The 14,970-nt window shown below is 38.1% G+C and carries 9 protein-coding genes and 15 tRNA genes; 14 read left to right on the top strand and 10 right to left on the bottom strand.

What is annotated here, in order from left to right; all coding sequences use genetic code 11:
• The first annotated feature begins 5 nt into the window (after window positions 1–5).
• The 3 genes from RF53_RS04040 (at window position 6) to msrB (ending at window position 1,545) form a co-directional block, all read left to right on the top strand.
• Window positions 6–527: a DUF2919 domain-containing protein gene (locus RF53_RS04040; protein ID WP_039036673.1), complete on the top strand. Its 522-nt coding sequence runs from the start codon at window positions 6–8 to the stop codon at window positions 525–527.
• Window positions 527–973 (top strand): hypothetical protein, encoded by a 447-nt coding sequence (locus tag RF53_RS04045; RefSeq protein ID WP_006794528.1) that lies wholly within the window; start codon window positions 527–529, stop codon window positions 971–973. The genes RF53_RS04040 and RF53_RS04045 overlap by 1 nt, the downstream gene beginning before the upstream one ends.
• A 131-nt stretch (window positions 974–1,104) precedes the next feature.
• Window positions 1,105–1,545, top strand: coding sequence for a peptide-methionine (R)-S-oxide reductase MsrB (gene msrB, locus RF53_RS04050; RefSeq protein WP_006794529.1), 441 nt, complete (start codon window positions 1,105–1,107; stop codon window positions 1,543–1,545).
• Here the strand turns inward: msrB and RF53_RS04055 are convergent.
• From RF53_RS04055 to RF53_RS04095, 9 genes are all read right to left on the bottom strand, one after another.
• Window positions 1,542–3,179 carry a response regulator gene (locus RF53_RS04055; protein ID WP_039036812.1) on the bottom strand — a complete coding sequence of 546 codons (1,638 nt, stop codon included), beginning with the start codon at window positions 3,177–3,179 and terminating at the stop codon, window positions 1,542–1,544. The two genes, msrB and RF53_RS04055, sit on opposite strands and share 4 nt — an antisense overlap.
• A 778-nt stretch (window positions 3,180–3,957) precedes the next feature.
• Window positions 3,958–4,033 (bottom strand) — tRNA-Val (locus RF53_RS04060).
• A 54-nt stretch (window positions 4,034–4,087) separates the two neighbouring features.
• Window positions 4,088–4,163 (bottom strand) — tRNA-Val (locus RF53_RS04065).
• A gap of 33 nt (window positions 4,164–4,196) precedes the next feature.
• Window positions 4,197–4,272: transfer RNA gene (locus RF53_RS04070), tRNA-Val, on the bottom strand.
• A gap of 45 nt (window positions 4,273–4,317) precedes the next feature.
• Window positions 4,318–4,393 (bottom strand) — tRNA-Val (locus RF53_RS04075).
• Between the two features lie 151 nt (window positions 4,394–4,544).
• Window positions 4,545–4,620, bottom strand: a tRNA-Val gene (locus RF53_RS04080).
• Between the two features lie 155 nt (window positions 4,621–4,775).
• Window positions 4,776–4,851 (bottom strand) — tRNA-Val (locus tag RF53_RS04085).
• Window positions 4,852–4,998: 147 nt separating this feature from the next.
• Window positions 4,999–5,074: transfer RNA gene (locus RF53_RS04090), tRNA-Val, on the bottom strand.
• 147 nt (window positions 5,075–5,221) lie between these two features.
• A tRNA-Val gene (locus RF53_RS04095) sits at window positions 5,222–5,297 on the bottom strand.
• 727 nt (window positions 5,298–6,024) lie between these two features.
• Between RF53_RS04095 and RF53_RS04100 the strand changes: the two genes are divergently transcribed.
• From RF53_RS04100 to RF53_RS04140, 9 genes are all read left to right on the top strand, one after another.
• Window positions 6,025–6,100: transfer RNA gene (locus RF53_RS04100), tRNA-Ala, on the top strand.
• Window positions 6,101–6,136: 36 nt separating this feature from the next.
• Window positions 6,137–6,212 (top strand) — tRNA-Glu (locus tag RF53_RS04105).
• 141 nt (window positions 6,213–6,353) lie between these two features.
• A tRNA-Glu gene (locus RF53_RS04110) sits at window positions 6,354–6,429 on the top strand.
• A 90-nt stretch (window positions 6,430–6,519) separates the two neighbouring features.
• A tRNA-Glu gene (locus RF53_RS04115) sits at window positions 6,520–6,595 on the top strand.
• 90 nt (window positions 6,596–6,685) lie between these two features.
• Window positions 6,686–6,761 (top strand) — tRNA-Glu (locus RF53_RS04120).
• 90 nt (window positions 6,762–6,851) lie between these two features.
• A tRNA-Glu gene (locus RF53_RS04125) sits at window positions 6,852–6,927 on the top strand.
• Window positions 6,928–7,016: 89 nt separating this feature from the next.
• Window positions 7,017–7,092, top strand: a tRNA-Glu gene (locus RF53_RS04130).
• 194 nt (window positions 7,093–7,286) lie between these two features.
• Window positions 7,287–10,154 carry a M16 family metallopeptidase gene (locus RF53_RS04135; protein ID WP_039036674.1) on the top strand — a complete coding sequence of 956 codons (2,868 nt, stop codon included), beginning with the start codon at window positions 7,287–7,289 and terminating at the stop codon, window positions 10,152–10,154.
• Between the two features lie 129 nt (window positions 10,155–10,283).
• Window positions 10,284–10,550: a DksA/TraR family C4-type zinc finger protein gene (locus tag RF53_RS04140; protein WP_010558061.1), complete on the top strand. Its 267-nt coding sequence runs from the start codon at window positions 10,284–10,286 to the stop codon at window positions 10,548–10,550.
• Window positions 10,551–10,599: 49 nt separating this feature from the next.
• Here RF53_RS04140 and gloA read toward each other — a convergent pair whose 3' ends face one another.
• A complete protein-coding gene (gloA, locus tag RF53_RS04145; RefSeq protein WP_006794590.1) occupies window positions 10,600–10,986 on the bottom strand; it encodes a lactoylglutathione lyase in 387 nt (128 codons plus the stop codon).
• 698 nt (window positions 10,987–11,684) lie between these two features.
• Here gloA and RF53_RS04150 point away from each other — a divergent pair.
• Both RF53_RS04150 and RF53_RS04155 read left to right on the top strand, forming a co-directional pair.
• Complete coding sequence (locus tag RF53_RS04150; RefSeq protein WP_008131457.1) at window positions 11,685–12,563, top strand: NAD(P)-dependent oxidoreductase; 879 nt, start codon at window positions 11,685–11,687, stop codon at window positions 12,561–12,563.
• A 145-nt stretch (window positions 12,564–12,708) separates the two neighbouring features.
• Window positions 12,709–14,967, top strand: coding sequence for a polysaccharide lyase 6 family protein (locus RF53_RS04155; RefSeq protein WP_039036813.1), 2,259 nt, complete (start codon window positions 12,709–12,711; stop codon window positions 14,965–14,967).
• Window positions 14,968–14,970: the final 3 nt, after the last annotated feature.

Here is a 14,970-nt window from a genome sequence, read left to right on the forward strand (position 1 = left end):
TAGTAATGAGCCAATACGGACCTCAATACTGGGATAAATACGGGAGTTATCGCACGCCTGTTGCGTTTCACTTAAGTGTAGTGGTGTTGCTGCGTGCTTATTTTATTTGGGTTATTGCGGCACTGAGCCGACGACCAGAGCTAGATTTAATGTCGTTATTTTTTAGATCTAAAAGCGACTTTTTTATTGCTATTGCCATTGGCAGTATTGCGATATTACCTACGTTGTTATTTTGCTTGCGCCGCCCTCGCGATTCACATAGCGCCACTGACAGATTGGCGAGTATTTGGCGGCATATGCGTTGGCCATTAATTGTATGCGCGCTAATAGATTTAACGTGGCTAATAGTACAAGCGGCACATAGCCATTACCGGTTTTCACTTTTTTTAGCGGTGCAAATGGTTATTGTGTTTTGGGTGCTTTGGTATTTAGTTAAAAGTCGTTATTTAACCGTGTTTTTTAAAGATTGGCCTGAGCCAACAGAAAAAGCATCAGATGACAAAAAAGATCTTAAAAGGGATTCATAGTGGACGCAGTAAACAAAAAAATAGCATTAATCATTGCACTCATCGGCTGTGTGCTTATTGGTTTAATGTTTGCTTTTGAGTTATTTGAAGTTATGTGGTTTAAAGTATTGATAGGAGTGTGGGTGTTTGTATTTTGTTCAAGCATGTATAGGCTTACACCACTATTTAAAGCGCGAAACCGTTTAGAGCACTTTGTTCAACGCGATGCGCAGCACTTACTAGTGTTTAGCCTAATGGGCTTTTTTGATAAAAAACATGGTCCAAATTGGTTGGTTATACAAAGTATTGAGCGCGTAGTGAGTAAAGATGACGAGCTAATTATTTGTAGCAATAATGACCGGCAACTAAGTGTTAGCTTACCCGTTAAAAAAGCGGAATTAGAGGCGTTTATGCAGCGTATTTTTACTACTGCAGAAAAGCAAACTATTACCTTTGAACAAGCTTGATCGCGGCGTCATTCATCCACGTAACAATAAAAAGATTTAGCCATATAACCTGATCTTTGTTTTATATAAATTAATTATCTAGAGGCCAGATTATACACCCTATTCGTAATACAGGTTTTCATGAGGTTACTATGTTGAAATGGAAAGATGTGATTAACTTTGCCAATAATGGCAACCCTGCACCCAGTAAAAAAGTCATTAAAACCGATGAACAATGGCGTGAACAATTATCAGAAAACGAATACTACGTAACTCGTATGAAGGGGACAGAGCGTCCTGATATGTCTGGCAGTTGTACATTACTAGAGCCCGGTAAATATGTGTGTGTTTGTTGTGATAATTTATTGTTTGATGCTGACGAAAAATTTGAAAGCGGAACAGGCTGGCCTTCATTTACTCAGCCAGCAACAATAGAAGCAATAGGCTACGTACGCGACGTCAGCCATGGCATGGAGCGTGTAGAGGTTGTATGCAACGTGTGTGATGCGCATTTAGGGCATATATTTCCAGATGGCCCACTACCAACGGGCCTTCGATACTGCGTTAATGGCGCAGCAATGAAAAAGCTTTAGTCTTTGAGGTTTAGCTTCATCTCTTTTGCTTGATTCATAATTTTATCTAAGCGCTGCGCTTGATCTGCTGGCAGGTCAGATTTGTCCAATAAGGCGTAGCATTTTTTAGCAAGTCCTATATTCAATGAGCTGCCACTTTGCTTGGTCGAATCAAACAAGCATTGTAATAAATTAAGTGCAATGCTTTGATTGCGTGGCATAACTCTAAACGCATGCGTAAATGCTTCAAGTGCTGTGTTTAATTGCCCTTTGTTAAATTGGGTTACCGCATGGTTATTAAGTTCTTTTGGCCCCATTTTAATGTCACGTCGTTCGCTTTGTTGTTGCTGTATATAGCGTAAGTAGGTGGGTTCGCTGGTATTTGGGTGTCTTTCACAATGATTAATTATTTGCGAAAATAACATTTGCGCCTTTTGATGAAACCCTAGCTCATGAAAGGCTTTTGCTTTATCAAGTGCGCCATCTACTGAGCGTATTATAGAGTCGTCATCTTCTAATTGTTCAATGAGCTTTTTAGCTTTTTGATGCTCATCTTTTAAATAATGAAGCCGCGCATTAAGCACATCAATTTGCGATTGATTCGTACTGTTAGGAAATTGGGTTTTTAAATCGTTTATATACTTATTTGTCTGCCTTGAAATTCGCTGCACTTGATCGGTTTGATCCGTTGTTAACGCAAAATCGATTCCTGCTCGAGCCGCATTTAAGTAAATGTCGGGATGATCGTAAATAGAGTGCTTAGCAAAGTTTGCTATATCTTTTTGTGTTAGATAGTTTTTTTCGTAGTCGTGATTAATTAACGAGACTGTACTTAACGATTTTTGACGCGATATATTACGTGGTGCAATTGTGGCAGCTTGGCTCAAAAAATCTTGTGCCAATTCAAATTGATTGAGTTTTATTTCTAACCGGCCTAGTAAGTCTAATGCAACAAGGCGGGTTTCTTGACGTTCTAGCATGGTTTTTAACATGCGCTGCGCCAAAATGTGCTCGTTGTTGGCTATAAGTGCTTCAACTAGCCCCACCTTTGCCCAGGCAAACTTTTGAATGTCGAGGACGGATTTAAAAAAATCTTTGGCCTCTTGAGCCCGCTTTAACCGAAGAAGAGCGTCACCTTTCAGGCGAAGTAAGATAGGGCTGTAATTATTGTCTTTTCTTTCAAGTGCGGCATCAATATATTTTACTGCTTTTGAATCATTGCCATCATCAATAAGCATGTATACGGTTTGAAGATCGTGTTTGCGCTTTAAAATACGTTCAATTCGGGTTTTGAGTTCTTGCCCTGTAAAAGGTTTAACTAAAAAATCATCCGGTTGAAGCTCAAGTACACTGTGTACTAATGAGCCACTTGTTTCAGCTGAAATAAAGATAAAGCCAGTGGAGTTTTTTATAAGTTTTTTTACTCTTAGCTCTTCGTACAATTGGTAACCGTCTTGGTGTTTGTTTAAATTAAACGAACAAACAATTAAATCAAACGATTCACTTAAACATTGCTCTTTGGCTGAATTTGCATGATCGGCAAAACTCAACTGCCGAAAGCCGAGCCTTTCTAACGATTGTTTCATATAGCTTTGAGCAAGCGGTTGCTCTTCGACTATTAGTATTTTGGCTTTTGAAAATATCTTAGTTGGCATTGGCTTAAGCGTTATCACTTTTAACACAGACTATAATCAACAGTTTAGCTGCTTACAAGAGAATTTAAATGCTAGCTGTATTTATTAGGTAATTAGGTTTAACTAATACGTTTATATGGTCATAAAGTGTCATTTTTATCCAGTGCTGTAATAACGGGTTATGTACGTATTTGAATAGGTACTAAATAATAGGGCGTGGTTAATCTGTTATTACTAGTAAAGAAAGGGGGGGCTCTTTTTTATAATAGATTTAATTATTCGAATAAGAATTTAATAAAAATAGGAAAGGAATTAAAAATAGATATCTAGGAAGTATTTATATGTGGTGGGTGATACTGGACTTGAGCCAGTGATCTTCGCCATTATTTGTAAAGAAAGGCGATGCTCTTTTTTATAAAAAATCTAAATATTCAAATATGAATTTAATAAAAATAGGAAAGGAATTAAAAATAGATATCGAGGAAGTGTTTATATGTGGTGGGTGATACTGGACTTGAACCAGTGTTCTTCGCCATTATTTGTAAAGAAAGGCGATGCTCTTTTTTATAATAAATCTAAATATTCAAATAGGAATTTAATAAAAATAGGAAAGGAATTAAAAATAGATATCGAGGAAGTATTTATATGTGGTGGATGATGCTGGACTTGACCAGTGACCCTCGCCATTATTTGTAAAGAAAGGCGATGCTCTTTTTTATAATAGATTTAATTATTGGAATAAGAATTTAATAAAAATAGGAAAGGAATTAAAAATAGATACCGAGGAAGTATTTATATGTGGTGGGTGATACTGGACTTGAACCAGTGACCCTCGCCTTGTAAGGGCGATGCTCTCCCAACTGAGCTAATCACCCACATATAATAGGTATTACTTTTTTAAACTTATCAATTAATCGCTTAGTATAATTTGGTGGGTGATACTGGACTTGAACCAGTGACCCTCGCCTTGTAAGGGCGATGCTCTCCCAACTGAGCTAATCACCCAAATTATATATTTAATATGCACCATTCTAAGAATGGTGGGTCGTACTGGACTTGAACCAGTGACCCTCGCCTTGTAAGGGCGATGCTCTCCCAACTGAGCTAACGACCCATATTAAATTTTAAAACGCGACTATCAATATAATAGATTTATATGTGGTGGGTGATACTGGACTTGAACCAGTGACCCTCGCCTTGTAAGGGCGATGCTCTCCCAACTGAGCTAATCACCCACATATAAATTAAAACGCTACTATTAAAATAAATAGTACTGGACTTTAACCAGTGAACCTCGCCGTTACTTGGAAGTAGCGGTAATGCTCTCTTTTTTCTAAACTGAGTAATGACCCATTTAGATTTTTGTAATATGCACCATTCTGAAAATGGTGGGTCGTACTGGACTTGAACCAGTGACCCTCGCCTTGTAAGGGCGATGCTCTCCCAACTGAGCTAACGACCCATATTACATGCTACTACCTATAGTAAGTAGTACTGGACTTTAACCAGTGAACCTCGCCATCCTTTATAAAAAGCGGTGATGCTCTCTTTTCTTGTAACTGAGCTAACGACCCATATTACAATTTAAACTACTATTTTTATAATAGGTTTTATATGTGGTGGGTGATACTGGACTTGAACCAGTGACCCTCGCCTTGTAAGGGCGATGCTCTCCCAACTGAGCTAATCACCCACATATAAATTAAAACGCTACTATTAAAATAAATAGTACTGGACTTTAACCAGTGAACTTCTCTGTTACATGAAGTATCAGTGATGTTCTCTTTTTCTAAATGAACATAGAGTCCGTATAGAATTTAGATGCGAACACTTTTAAAAGTGGTGGGTGATACTGGACTTGAACCAGTGACCCTCGCCTTGTAAGGGCGATGCTCTCCCAACTGAGCTAATCACCCACATATAAATTAAAACGCTACTATTAAAATAAATAGTACTGGACTTTAACCAGTGAACTTCTCTGTTACATGAAGTATCAGTGATGTTCTCTTTTTCTAAATGAACATAGAGTCCGTATAGAATTTAGATGCGAACACTTTTAAAAGTGGTGGGTGATACTGGACTTGAACCAGTGACCCTCGCCTTGTAAGGGCGATGCTCTCCCAACTGAGCTAATCACCCACATCTAAACAACTCCACATTGCTGCGTTGTTGTGGGGCGCTATTATAGATAGAGTTGAAAATGTGTCAACACTTGAATGACAAAAATGTACTGAATGAAGGTTTTATAAACAACAAGATATGGCGGGCGTCTATTTTATAGGCAAAACATGTTCAGTAACGTAATTGTGTGGTGTATTTGTGGTGTTTATAACTCACATTAGTGGTTAATCTAGTTTTTTTGGGGAATACACAAGCGATTACTTTTAATTGTTGAACATTTAAACCTTCTATAATAAGAATATATATTTTGTTACCTCTCTAAAAAGTCATAACAAATAAAATAGAAAAAGTATTTTAAAGTGCAACTATAAAAAGCATGTGTGTTTTACTGCATTTACCTAACTGGCCTGTTGATATGAAAGTACAGTGTTAGGTCGGTAATTTATAAATTATATTTGCAATGTTTGAATTGCATATAAATGTATACCTTTTGAGGGTAGGGTAGTGAACTACCATTCACTGACTAGCAACGCTACATAAAATAAAAGTGTAGGGGAGTCGCATTAGGGCAATGATTTTAATCAAATTGTGTTTTTTAGCATGCTTGATAGCCAGTTTGTTGAAAATTAAACCATTTAAATAAAGCTGGATAAAAAACTGTTGACTTTATTTTGGGTGGTGCATAGAATGCGCCCCGCACTAAGCAATACACGACGTAGTTATTACGGCGAGTGTTGATTAAGTTGGGGCTATAGCTCAGCTGGGAGAGCGCTTCGCTGGCAGTGAAGAGGTCTGCGGTTCGATCCCGCATAGCTCCACCAATTATTAGTGTTTGTCCTAGGGTAGCAGTTTTCTGTGTCCCCATCGTCTAGAGGCCTAGGACACCGCCCTTTCACGGCGGTAACAGGGGTTCGAATCCCCTTGGGGACGCCATCTAGCTTTAAGCTAGAGGTGGTTTTACCAAGAGAATAGCGTAACAATTAAAGCTCGAGTCTTTACTTGTATTATATGCATTACCTTAGCAACTCATGATGTGAGTCAAACTCATCAAATGTCCTAGTGACACATTTATGTGTCCCCATCGTCTAGAGGCCTAGGACACCGCCCTTTCACGGCGGTAACAGGGGTTCGAATCCCCTTGGGGACGCCACTTACTATTTTAATAGTCAGTGTAGTGTTATTAAGAAAGCTCGCCTGAAACGAGTCAAACCATTCAGTTGTCCTAGTGACACATTTATGTGTCCCCATCGTCTAGAGGCCTAGGACACCGCCCTTTCACGGCGGTAACAGGGGTTCGAATCCCCTTGGGGACGCCACTTACTATTTTAATAGTCAGTGTAGTGTTATTAAGAAAGCTCGCCTGAAACGAGTCAAACCATTCAGTTGTCCTAGTGACACATTTATGTGTCCCCATCGTCTAGAGGCCTAGGACACCGCCCTTTCACGGCGGTAACAGGGGTTCGAATCCCCTTGGGGACGCCACTTACTATTTTAATAGTCAGTGTAGTGTTATTAAGAAAGCTCGCCTGAAACGAGTCAAACCATTCAGTTGTCCTAGTGACACATTTATGTGTCCCCATCGTCTAGAGGCCTAGGACACCGCCCTTTCACGGCGGTAACAGGGGTTCGAATCCCCTTGGGGACGCCACTTACTATTTAATAGTCAGTGTAGTGTTGTTAAGAAAGCTCGCCTGAAACGAGTAAAACCATTCAGTTGTCCTAGTGACACATTTATGTGTCCCCATCGTCTAGAGGCCTAGGACACCGCCCTTTCACGGCGGTAACAGGGGTTCGAATCCCCTTGGGGACGCCACTTACTATTTCAATAGGGAAGTGAAGTGTTGTTAAGATATCCACAGATTTTCTTCTAAAATTAGTTATCATTTTCTCTTAAAGATTAAGTGTTTACACTTAGTTACAAAACCATAGTAATTTCCCTTCAATACAACTTGTTGTAACTCTACTTAGTCCTTAAACTCATTGAGTTAATTAAAAATGGACTAAAAAATGAAACTCTCAAAAATAGCACTTACAGTATTATTAGCATCAGGGTTAGCTGCTTGTAATAGCTCAACCCAAGCAATTGATAAAAATACCGCAGCAGAAGTATCAATTCCAGGCGTTACACTCATAGAATCTGTTCAAGCTAATCCTAACGATATCAACATACCTTATAAAAAATATAAACTTGATAATGGTCTAACAGTTATCGTTCATGAAGATCATTCAGATCCACTAGTGCACGTTGATGTTACCTACCATGTTGGATCTGCTCGCGAAGAACTTGGTAAGTCAGGTTTTGCTCATTTTTTTGAGCATATGATGTTTCAAGGATCTGAAAATGTTGCTGACGAAGAGCATTTTAAAATAATCTCAGAGGCAGGTGGTACTTTAAATGGAACTACTAATTCAGATAGAACAAATTATTTTGAAACAGTCCCTGTAAATCAGTTAGAAAAGATGTTGTGGTTAGAGTCTGACAGAATGGGCTTTTTATTAGATGCTGTGACTCAAGAAAAATTTGAAGTACAACGAGAAACTGTAAAAAATGAACGAGGTCAACGAGTCGATAATCGTCCTTATGGTCGTTTAGGTGAGCGTATGGCACAAGCAATGTATCCCGATGGACATCCGTATTCGTGGCCTGTTATTGGATTTATGGACGATCTAAATCGTGTGAATGTTAATGACCTAAAAGCATTCTTTTTGAAATGGTATGGTCCTAATAACGCAACGCTTACCATTGGTGGAGACATCAACGCTAATGAAATATTGCCATTAGTTACTAAATACTTTGCGCCAATCCCAAAAGGCCCTGAAATACCTAAAGTTGAAAAAAAAGCGGTAACACTAAATGCTGATAGATATATATCGATGGAAGATAAAGTTCATTTACCTTTACTGGCAATGAGTTTTCCAACGACTTATGCTCGCTCTGAGGATGAAGCACCACTAGATATACTTGCCGAAATTTTAGGTGGTGGCAATAACTCATTACTTTATAAAAACCTAGTAAAAACTCAACTTGCAGTTCAAGCTAGTGCCAATCACCCATGCCAAGAGTTATCTTGCTCAATTAGTATTTATGCTTTACCAAACCCCACATCAGGTAAAACGTTAGCTGATATGGAAAAAATTGTACGTGATTCATTTACTGAATTTGAAAAGCGCGGTGTTACACAAGACGATTTAGATAAAGTAAAAGCAAAAATAGAATCGGGTGCAATATTTGGCTTACAAAGCGTATCCGGAAAGGTATCTCAACTTGCTGCATCAGAAACATTTACGGGCAATCCAAACTCAACTAAAGCTGAAATTGCACGCTATAACAGTGTGACAAAAGCAGATGTTATGCGTGTATTTAATCAATACATTAAAGGTAAATCTTCAGTTATTATGAGTGTAGTTCCAGAGGGACAAACTCAACTTATAGCCGCTCCAGATAATTTTACTCCTAAGAAGCATGATTTTGGAGGCCCCTCGACAACCTCTGCTGATGATTTAGTCGCCCGAAGAGCTGTTGATACATTTGATCGAAGTGTTCAGCCTGTAGCGGGTGCAAACCCTGCTGTAGACGTACCTGCGCTTTGGCAAACTAAGACCGACAACGGTATTAAAATATTGGGCACTCAAAGCAGTGAAACACCCACTACAGCTGTATTCATTAAAATACCGGGTGGCTTTTATAACGAGCAGACTAGTAAAGTGGGTTTATCGTCGATGACTGCATCGTTAATGAGCGAGTCAACGCAAAACTATACTACAGAGGAAATGAGTAACGCGCTTGAAAAACTGGGTAGCCAAGTAAGCATATACGCTGATAAAACACACACAAATGTATATGTTTCTACCTTGACTAAAAACCTAGACGCAACATTAAAGCTTGTTGAAGAAAAGTTATTTAGACCAGCATTTAATGCCGATGATTTTGAGCGTAATAAAAAGCAAATCATTCAAAATATTCAACATTCAATGAAGGATGCTGGGTATTTAGCATCTAATACATATAGCAAATTACTATATGGCGACAATATAGCTGCACTTCCAAGTTCTGGAACGCTTAATAGTATTGAGGCTATTACATTAGATGACGTTGAAACTTTTTATAAAGCCAACTTTAAACCACAAGGTGCTCAAGTCATTATAGTGTCAGATTTAAGTGAAGCTGATGTCGAACCAAAAGTTAAATCAGCACTTGCTAACTGGCAAGGGAAAGGCCAAAGTTTTGATGTAGACTTTACCGAGCCTAACGTTCAAACAAACGTAATTTATCTTGTGGATAAACCTGGTGCGCCGCAATCACAAATTCGTATCGGTAAACGCGATATGGTTGAAGATATTACAGGTGAATTTTTTAAAGCTAATTTAATGAACTTTGCGCTTGGTGGTACTTTTAACAGCCGTATCAATCTAAATTTACGAGAGGATAAAGGCTATACATATGGTGCTCGTTCACGTTTTTGGGGTGATAAAACATCAGGTGGTTTTACAGCCTCTGCAGCAGTAAGAGCTGATTCGACTGCTGCGTCTATTACAGAGTTTACTAATGAGCTTAATAACTACGCTCAAAACGGTGTAACAGACGAAGAGCTGATGTTTATGCGTAAGGCAATTAACCAAAAAGATGCGCTTAAATACGAAACCCCTAATGCAAAACTTGGCTTTTTGGCACAAATTTTAGAGTTTGATTTAGAACCTAACTTTGTAAAAGAAAGAAATAAGATTGTTAGCACTATTAGTAAAGAAGAAATTAATGCTTTAGCTAAAAAGCACTTAAATGCTAAAGATATGATTTACCTAGTGGTTGGAGATGCAAAGACATTGCGTCCAGAGCTTGAGAAATTAGGTATGAAGGTTGTTGATTATAGTCTTTAATATTTAATTGAATAATCGGTATGATAAAGCAGCTTTTTAGCTGCTTTAATTTTATCTCTTCTCTATTCAGGGCTTATAAATATTTTACTTGTTAACCTATATAAAACTTCCAGAAAAAGAGGAGGATTTATGGCAAGTGGATGGGCGCGAGATGGCGCAATTCAAGAGCAAATAGATGCAAGTGTTAACGATGCAGTACAATATGCAAGAAGAAACTTAATCACTGGAGCTAGTGCTGAGATTTGCGATGAGTGTGACGAGAAAATACCACAAGCAAGAAGGTTAGCATTACCAGGCGTACGCTACTGCATTTCATGCCAAGCAGAATTAGAAGGACTACCCAGCAATTCTAACGCGTTCAATCGCCGTGGTAGTAAAGATAGTCAACTACGATAAAGGTGCCAAAGGCACCTTTTTTTATGGGTAAAATACCACGCATTATTATTTATGATTTTTTCTGAATAAGCTCAATTGCATACCCATCAGGGTCTTTAACGAATGCAATTTGGGTTGTCCCACCTTTAACTGGGCCGGGTTCTCGACTTATATTTCCACCTGCCGCTTTTATGTCATCGCACGCTTTATATATGTCTTCAAATTCAATGGCGATGTGCCCGTAGGCGTCTCCTAAGCTGTAACTACTTTGATCCCAGTTGTATGTTAGCTCAAGGACGGTTGTATCTTTTTCGTCGCCATAGCCTATAAAGGCCAATGTGTATCGGTACTCTTCATTTTCAGAGCGACGTAGCTCTTTCATACCAAGAACATGCGTGTAAAACGCAATGGATTTTTCTAAATTTGTAACGCGAAGCATAGTGTGTAATAAGCGCATTTAAGTAACCTTAAACTTTATTTGAATGTAGTCGGCCTTTCATTCAGACGTTTTGAAATACGTTTTTTATAGAAGGCGTATTGCTTTGTTAGTTTGAGATTATATGAGGGCAGCACATGTTTATTACAACCAATAAAACGTCCATTTATTATTTATATGTGAGTTAACAACTTAAATTAATTACCAATTTTAAATAAAAATGCGACTGGTCAGCCAATTTTTACGCTTATTGGTCAACCTGTCACTGAAAGTTTATTTTAATATTATTTAACAATGCTTTTACACGAAGAGTTAGGTTTTGGTTTTTATCTTGTTGTAATTGCTGGGTATTTTTATTTCTATTAGCATTTGGTTGTAACTGGCTAATTTACAAAAAGTAACTTATTGGTTGACAATAAATGCATTTGGTCATAATGTTTGTGCATACCAATTGGTAACCTCGTTAACGTTGTTACTAAATGGGTTAGCAATTAATCAGAGTTACACTAAATTTTAAATTTAAATAAGAGCATAAAAAATGCAAAACCAATGAAAATTTGGTTTAACATTTTTACTTTAATAAAGCACAAAAGACTTATTTATTTAACTAAATATAGTGGCTCTACTGAATTAAATAAAAGACAGAGCGTACCTATTTTATGGGGTAAATCATTACTCATTATCATAAAAGTTTGCGCCATCATATCTAGGAGTTTTTCATGTCAAAACCTGTAATCGGTTTCATCGGTCTAGGCCTTATGGGCGGCAATATGGCCGAAAATTTACAAAACAAAGGCTATGAGCTGATTGTTATGGATTTAAGCAAAGATGCAGTTGCTGCATGTGTTGCTCGAGGCGCAAAAACAGCAAGCACGGCGAAAGAACTTGCTTCAGGTGCAGATATTGTAATGCTTTGTCTAACAACTTCAGCTGTTGTTGAAAAAATTGTTTACGCAGATGATGGTATTTTAGCTGGGATCAAAGAAGGCGCAGTGCTTGTGGACTTCGGTACATCGATACCATCTTCAACTAAAAAAATTGGTGCTGACTTAGCTGCTAAGGGTGCTGGTATGATTGACGCGCCATTAGGTCGTACACCTGCACATGCCAAAGATGGTTTATTAAATATTATGGCGTCTGGCGATATGGCGACCTTTAATAAAGTGAAATCTGTATTAGAAGACCAAGGCGAAAACGTTTTTCACTTAGGTGATTTAGGCGCTGGCCACACAACTAAGTTAATCAATAACTTTATGGGAATGACGACTGTATGTGCTATGTCACAAGCGTTTGCTGTTGCAGAGCTTGCAGGTGTAGACCGTCAGCAATTGTTCGACATAATGTCTACTGGTCCGTCAAACTCCCCGTTTATGCATTTTTGTAAAAACTACGCGGTTGATAATGTAAGCGACTTGGGTTTTTCTATCGCCAATGCAAATAAAGACTTAGGCTATTTTTTACAAATGGTTGAAGATTTAGGCACTCAATCAAAAATTGCTGAAGGTTCGTCTGCTAACTTACAAGCTGCATTTGACGCAGGTATGGGGCAAGGCAACGTGCCAGAGATATTTGATTACTTCAAAAAACTAGAAAAGTAATTCTTTTCTAGCTTTAAAGCGCTTTAAGCTTATGACTTAAAGCGCTTCAACACACATGACACCAATTGACTTAAGTCTTTATGTATTGTCAGTCTATTTAACCCTGATAGCGCATTTACTTAGTCACAACGAAAAAGAGTTAACTATGCGTTTGATTAATACAATAAAGCTTAGTCTAGTTCTCATCGGTTGCCTATCAACACACATAGCGGCCAAAGATTATTTTGTAGAGGACCAACAGGCTTTCAACGATATTGCAGCAAACCTACTTGCAGGCGATAAAGTTATTCTTAAAAATGGAACTTGGTCTGATTTTGAAATTTTATTACAGGGTCAGGGTAAAAAAAATGCACCTATTACGTTAACAGCTGAAACACATGGCAGCGTTATTTTATCAGGCCAATCTAATCTTCGTCTTGCGGGTCAATATCTTGAAGTGTCGGGTTTAGTTTTTAAAGATGGTTATACACCCAGTTCTGCAGTAATTGAGTTTCGTCGTGATAAAAAAGAGTTAGCTTACCACTCACGTGTTACCAACGTTGTGATCGACAATTACAATAATCCAGATAAGCGAGAGTCAGATTACTGGGTAGCGCTATACGGCCAACACAATAGATTTGACCACAGTCACCTAGTGGGAAAAAGAAATAAAGGTGTGACAGTCGCTGTTCGATTAAATACTCCTCAAAGCCAACAAAATCATCACAAAATTGACAATAATTATTTTGGCTACCGTCCTACATTTGGATCCAATGGTGGCGAAACACTACGAATAGGTACAAGTCATTATTCTTTAACTGACTCGTATACCTTGGTTGAAAACAACTACTTTGAGCGCACTAATGGTGAAGTTGAAATAATATCTGTTAAGTCAGGTAAAAATACCCTTAAAAATAATGTGTTTTATGAAGCTCGAGGCACACTAACGCTACGCCATGGCAATGGTAATCTAATAGAAGAAAACGTATTTATTGGTAATGGTGTTGATCATACTGGCGGTATTCGCGTAATCAACAAAGACCAAATTGTTAAAAATAACTACCTAGAAGGGTTAACTGGCTACCGCTTCGGGAGTGGTTTCACTGTGATGAATGGCGTACCTAATTCATCAATTAATCGCTACCATCAGGTAGAAAACGCCACAATCGAAAATAATACATTCGTAAATGTACGTCACATACAGCTCGCGGCAGGAAGTGATGCTGAACGCAGTGCAGTCCCAATAAACAGCACAATGAGCAACAATTTGATTGTAAATCAAAGTGGTAATCAGCCGTTTACAACATTTGACGACGTGACTGGTTTAGTCCTTAGTAATAATGCTGCCAATACCAATGTGTTAGATGAGCTAGCTTATGGTGTAGAAAAGCAAGATATAAAGCTAAAAAAATCCAAAAATGGATTATTTTACCCAGTATCTAAAAAGTTAACTGTAGGCGTAAAACGCGACTTAAAAGTATTACAAAAAGAAGAAGTAGGTGTTAGTTGGTATCCTAAAACACCTGCATTAACAGCATTTGATTCGGGCAAAACAATCAATGTAAAAGCGGGTGCAGATGCTTTATTAAATGCTATTGCGAATGCTAATACAGGTGATGTATTGGTATTGGCACCTGGTCAATACGATATTCCTAAATTAGTAAAAATAAACAAAACACTTACCATAAAGGCAAAGAAAGAAGGCCAATCAAAGCTTACCTTTCAACGTTCTACCTTATTTGAAATTCATGATGGCGGCAGCTTAAAAATTGATGGTTTATCAATTTCAGGTGAGAACGCGCCTGACGCCATTGGTAACAGTGTGGTTCGTACACAAAAGTGGGGAATGATAGAAAATTACCGCCTTGAAATGACAAATACAGAAATCAATGCATTAGATATTAATCATTCATTTCATTTTTTCGTCACTGGTAAAGGGGCTATGGCCGATACCATTGTATTAAATAATAATACATTTAATGAAATTACGGGTGATGTATTACGCCTAAATACAGAAATCGAAGACTTAGGTGTTTACAACGCAGAGTACGTGACGGTTACGGGCAATAGCTTTAAAAATGTAAAAGGCAGTTTAGTAAAACTCTACCGAGGCGGGTCTGACGAGAGTACATTTGGCCCTCATTTTGAGATGAAAAATAATACGCTTAACAATGTTGGCCTTGGTAAACGCAATAAAGAAAAAGCCAGTATTTATGTTCATGGTGTGCAGGTAACTAATATTGAAAATAACGAGTTCACTAATTCTGCACCCATAGTCGTTGAGCATACTGTTGGCGAGCCAATCACAAAAGTATTAAAAAATACATTTAAAGAAACACCCGCCCCAAGTGTAAAAGAACTAAGAGTTAAAGGTCCGCATACCGCAATTCTTGAAAATAACAACGTGATAAGTGAGGGGCAGTAAACT

It is taken from the genome of Pseudoalteromonas sp. ECSMB14103 (assembly GCF_000813065.1).
GTDB lineage: Bacteria > Pseudomonadota > Gammaproteobacteria > Enterobacterales > Alteromonadaceae > Pseudoalteromonas > Pseudoalteromonas marina.

What these genes read in the sequence shown, in the direction of transcription:
- RF53_RS04150 (WP_008131457.1), top strand. Translation starts at nt 11,685, where the DNA reads ATGTCAAAACCTGTAATCGGTTTCATCGGTCTAGGCCTTATGGGCGGC.
- RF53_RS04155 (WP_039036813.1), top strand. Translation starts at nt 12,709, where the DNA reads ATGCGTTTGATTAATACAATAAAGCTTAGTCTAGTTCTCATCGGTTGC.
- RF53_RS04040 (WP_039036673.1), top strand. Translation starts at nt 6, where the DNA reads ATGAGCCAATACGGACCTCAATACTGGGATAAATACGGGAGTTATCGC.
- RF53_RS04135 (WP_039036674.1), top strand. Translation starts at nt 7,287, where the DNA reads ATGAAACTCTCAAAAATAGCACTTACAGTATTATTAGCATCAGGGTTA.
- gloA (WP_006794590.1), bottom strand. Translation starts at nt 10,986, where the DNA reads ATGCGCTTATTACACACTATGCTTCGCGTTACAAATTTAGAAAAATCC.
- RF53_RS04140 (WP_010558061.1), top strand. Translation starts at nt 10,284, where the DNA reads ATGGCAAGTGGATGGGCGCGAGATGGCGCAATTCAAGAGCAAATAGAT.
- RF53_RS04055 (WP_039036812.1), bottom strand. Translation starts at nt 3,179, where the DNA reads ATGCCAACTAAGATATTTTCAAAAGCCAAAATACTAATAGTCGAAGAG.
- msrB (WP_006794529.1), top strand. Translation starts at nt 1,105, where the DNA reads ATGTTGAAATGGAAAGATGTGATTAACTTTGCCAATAATGGCAACCCT.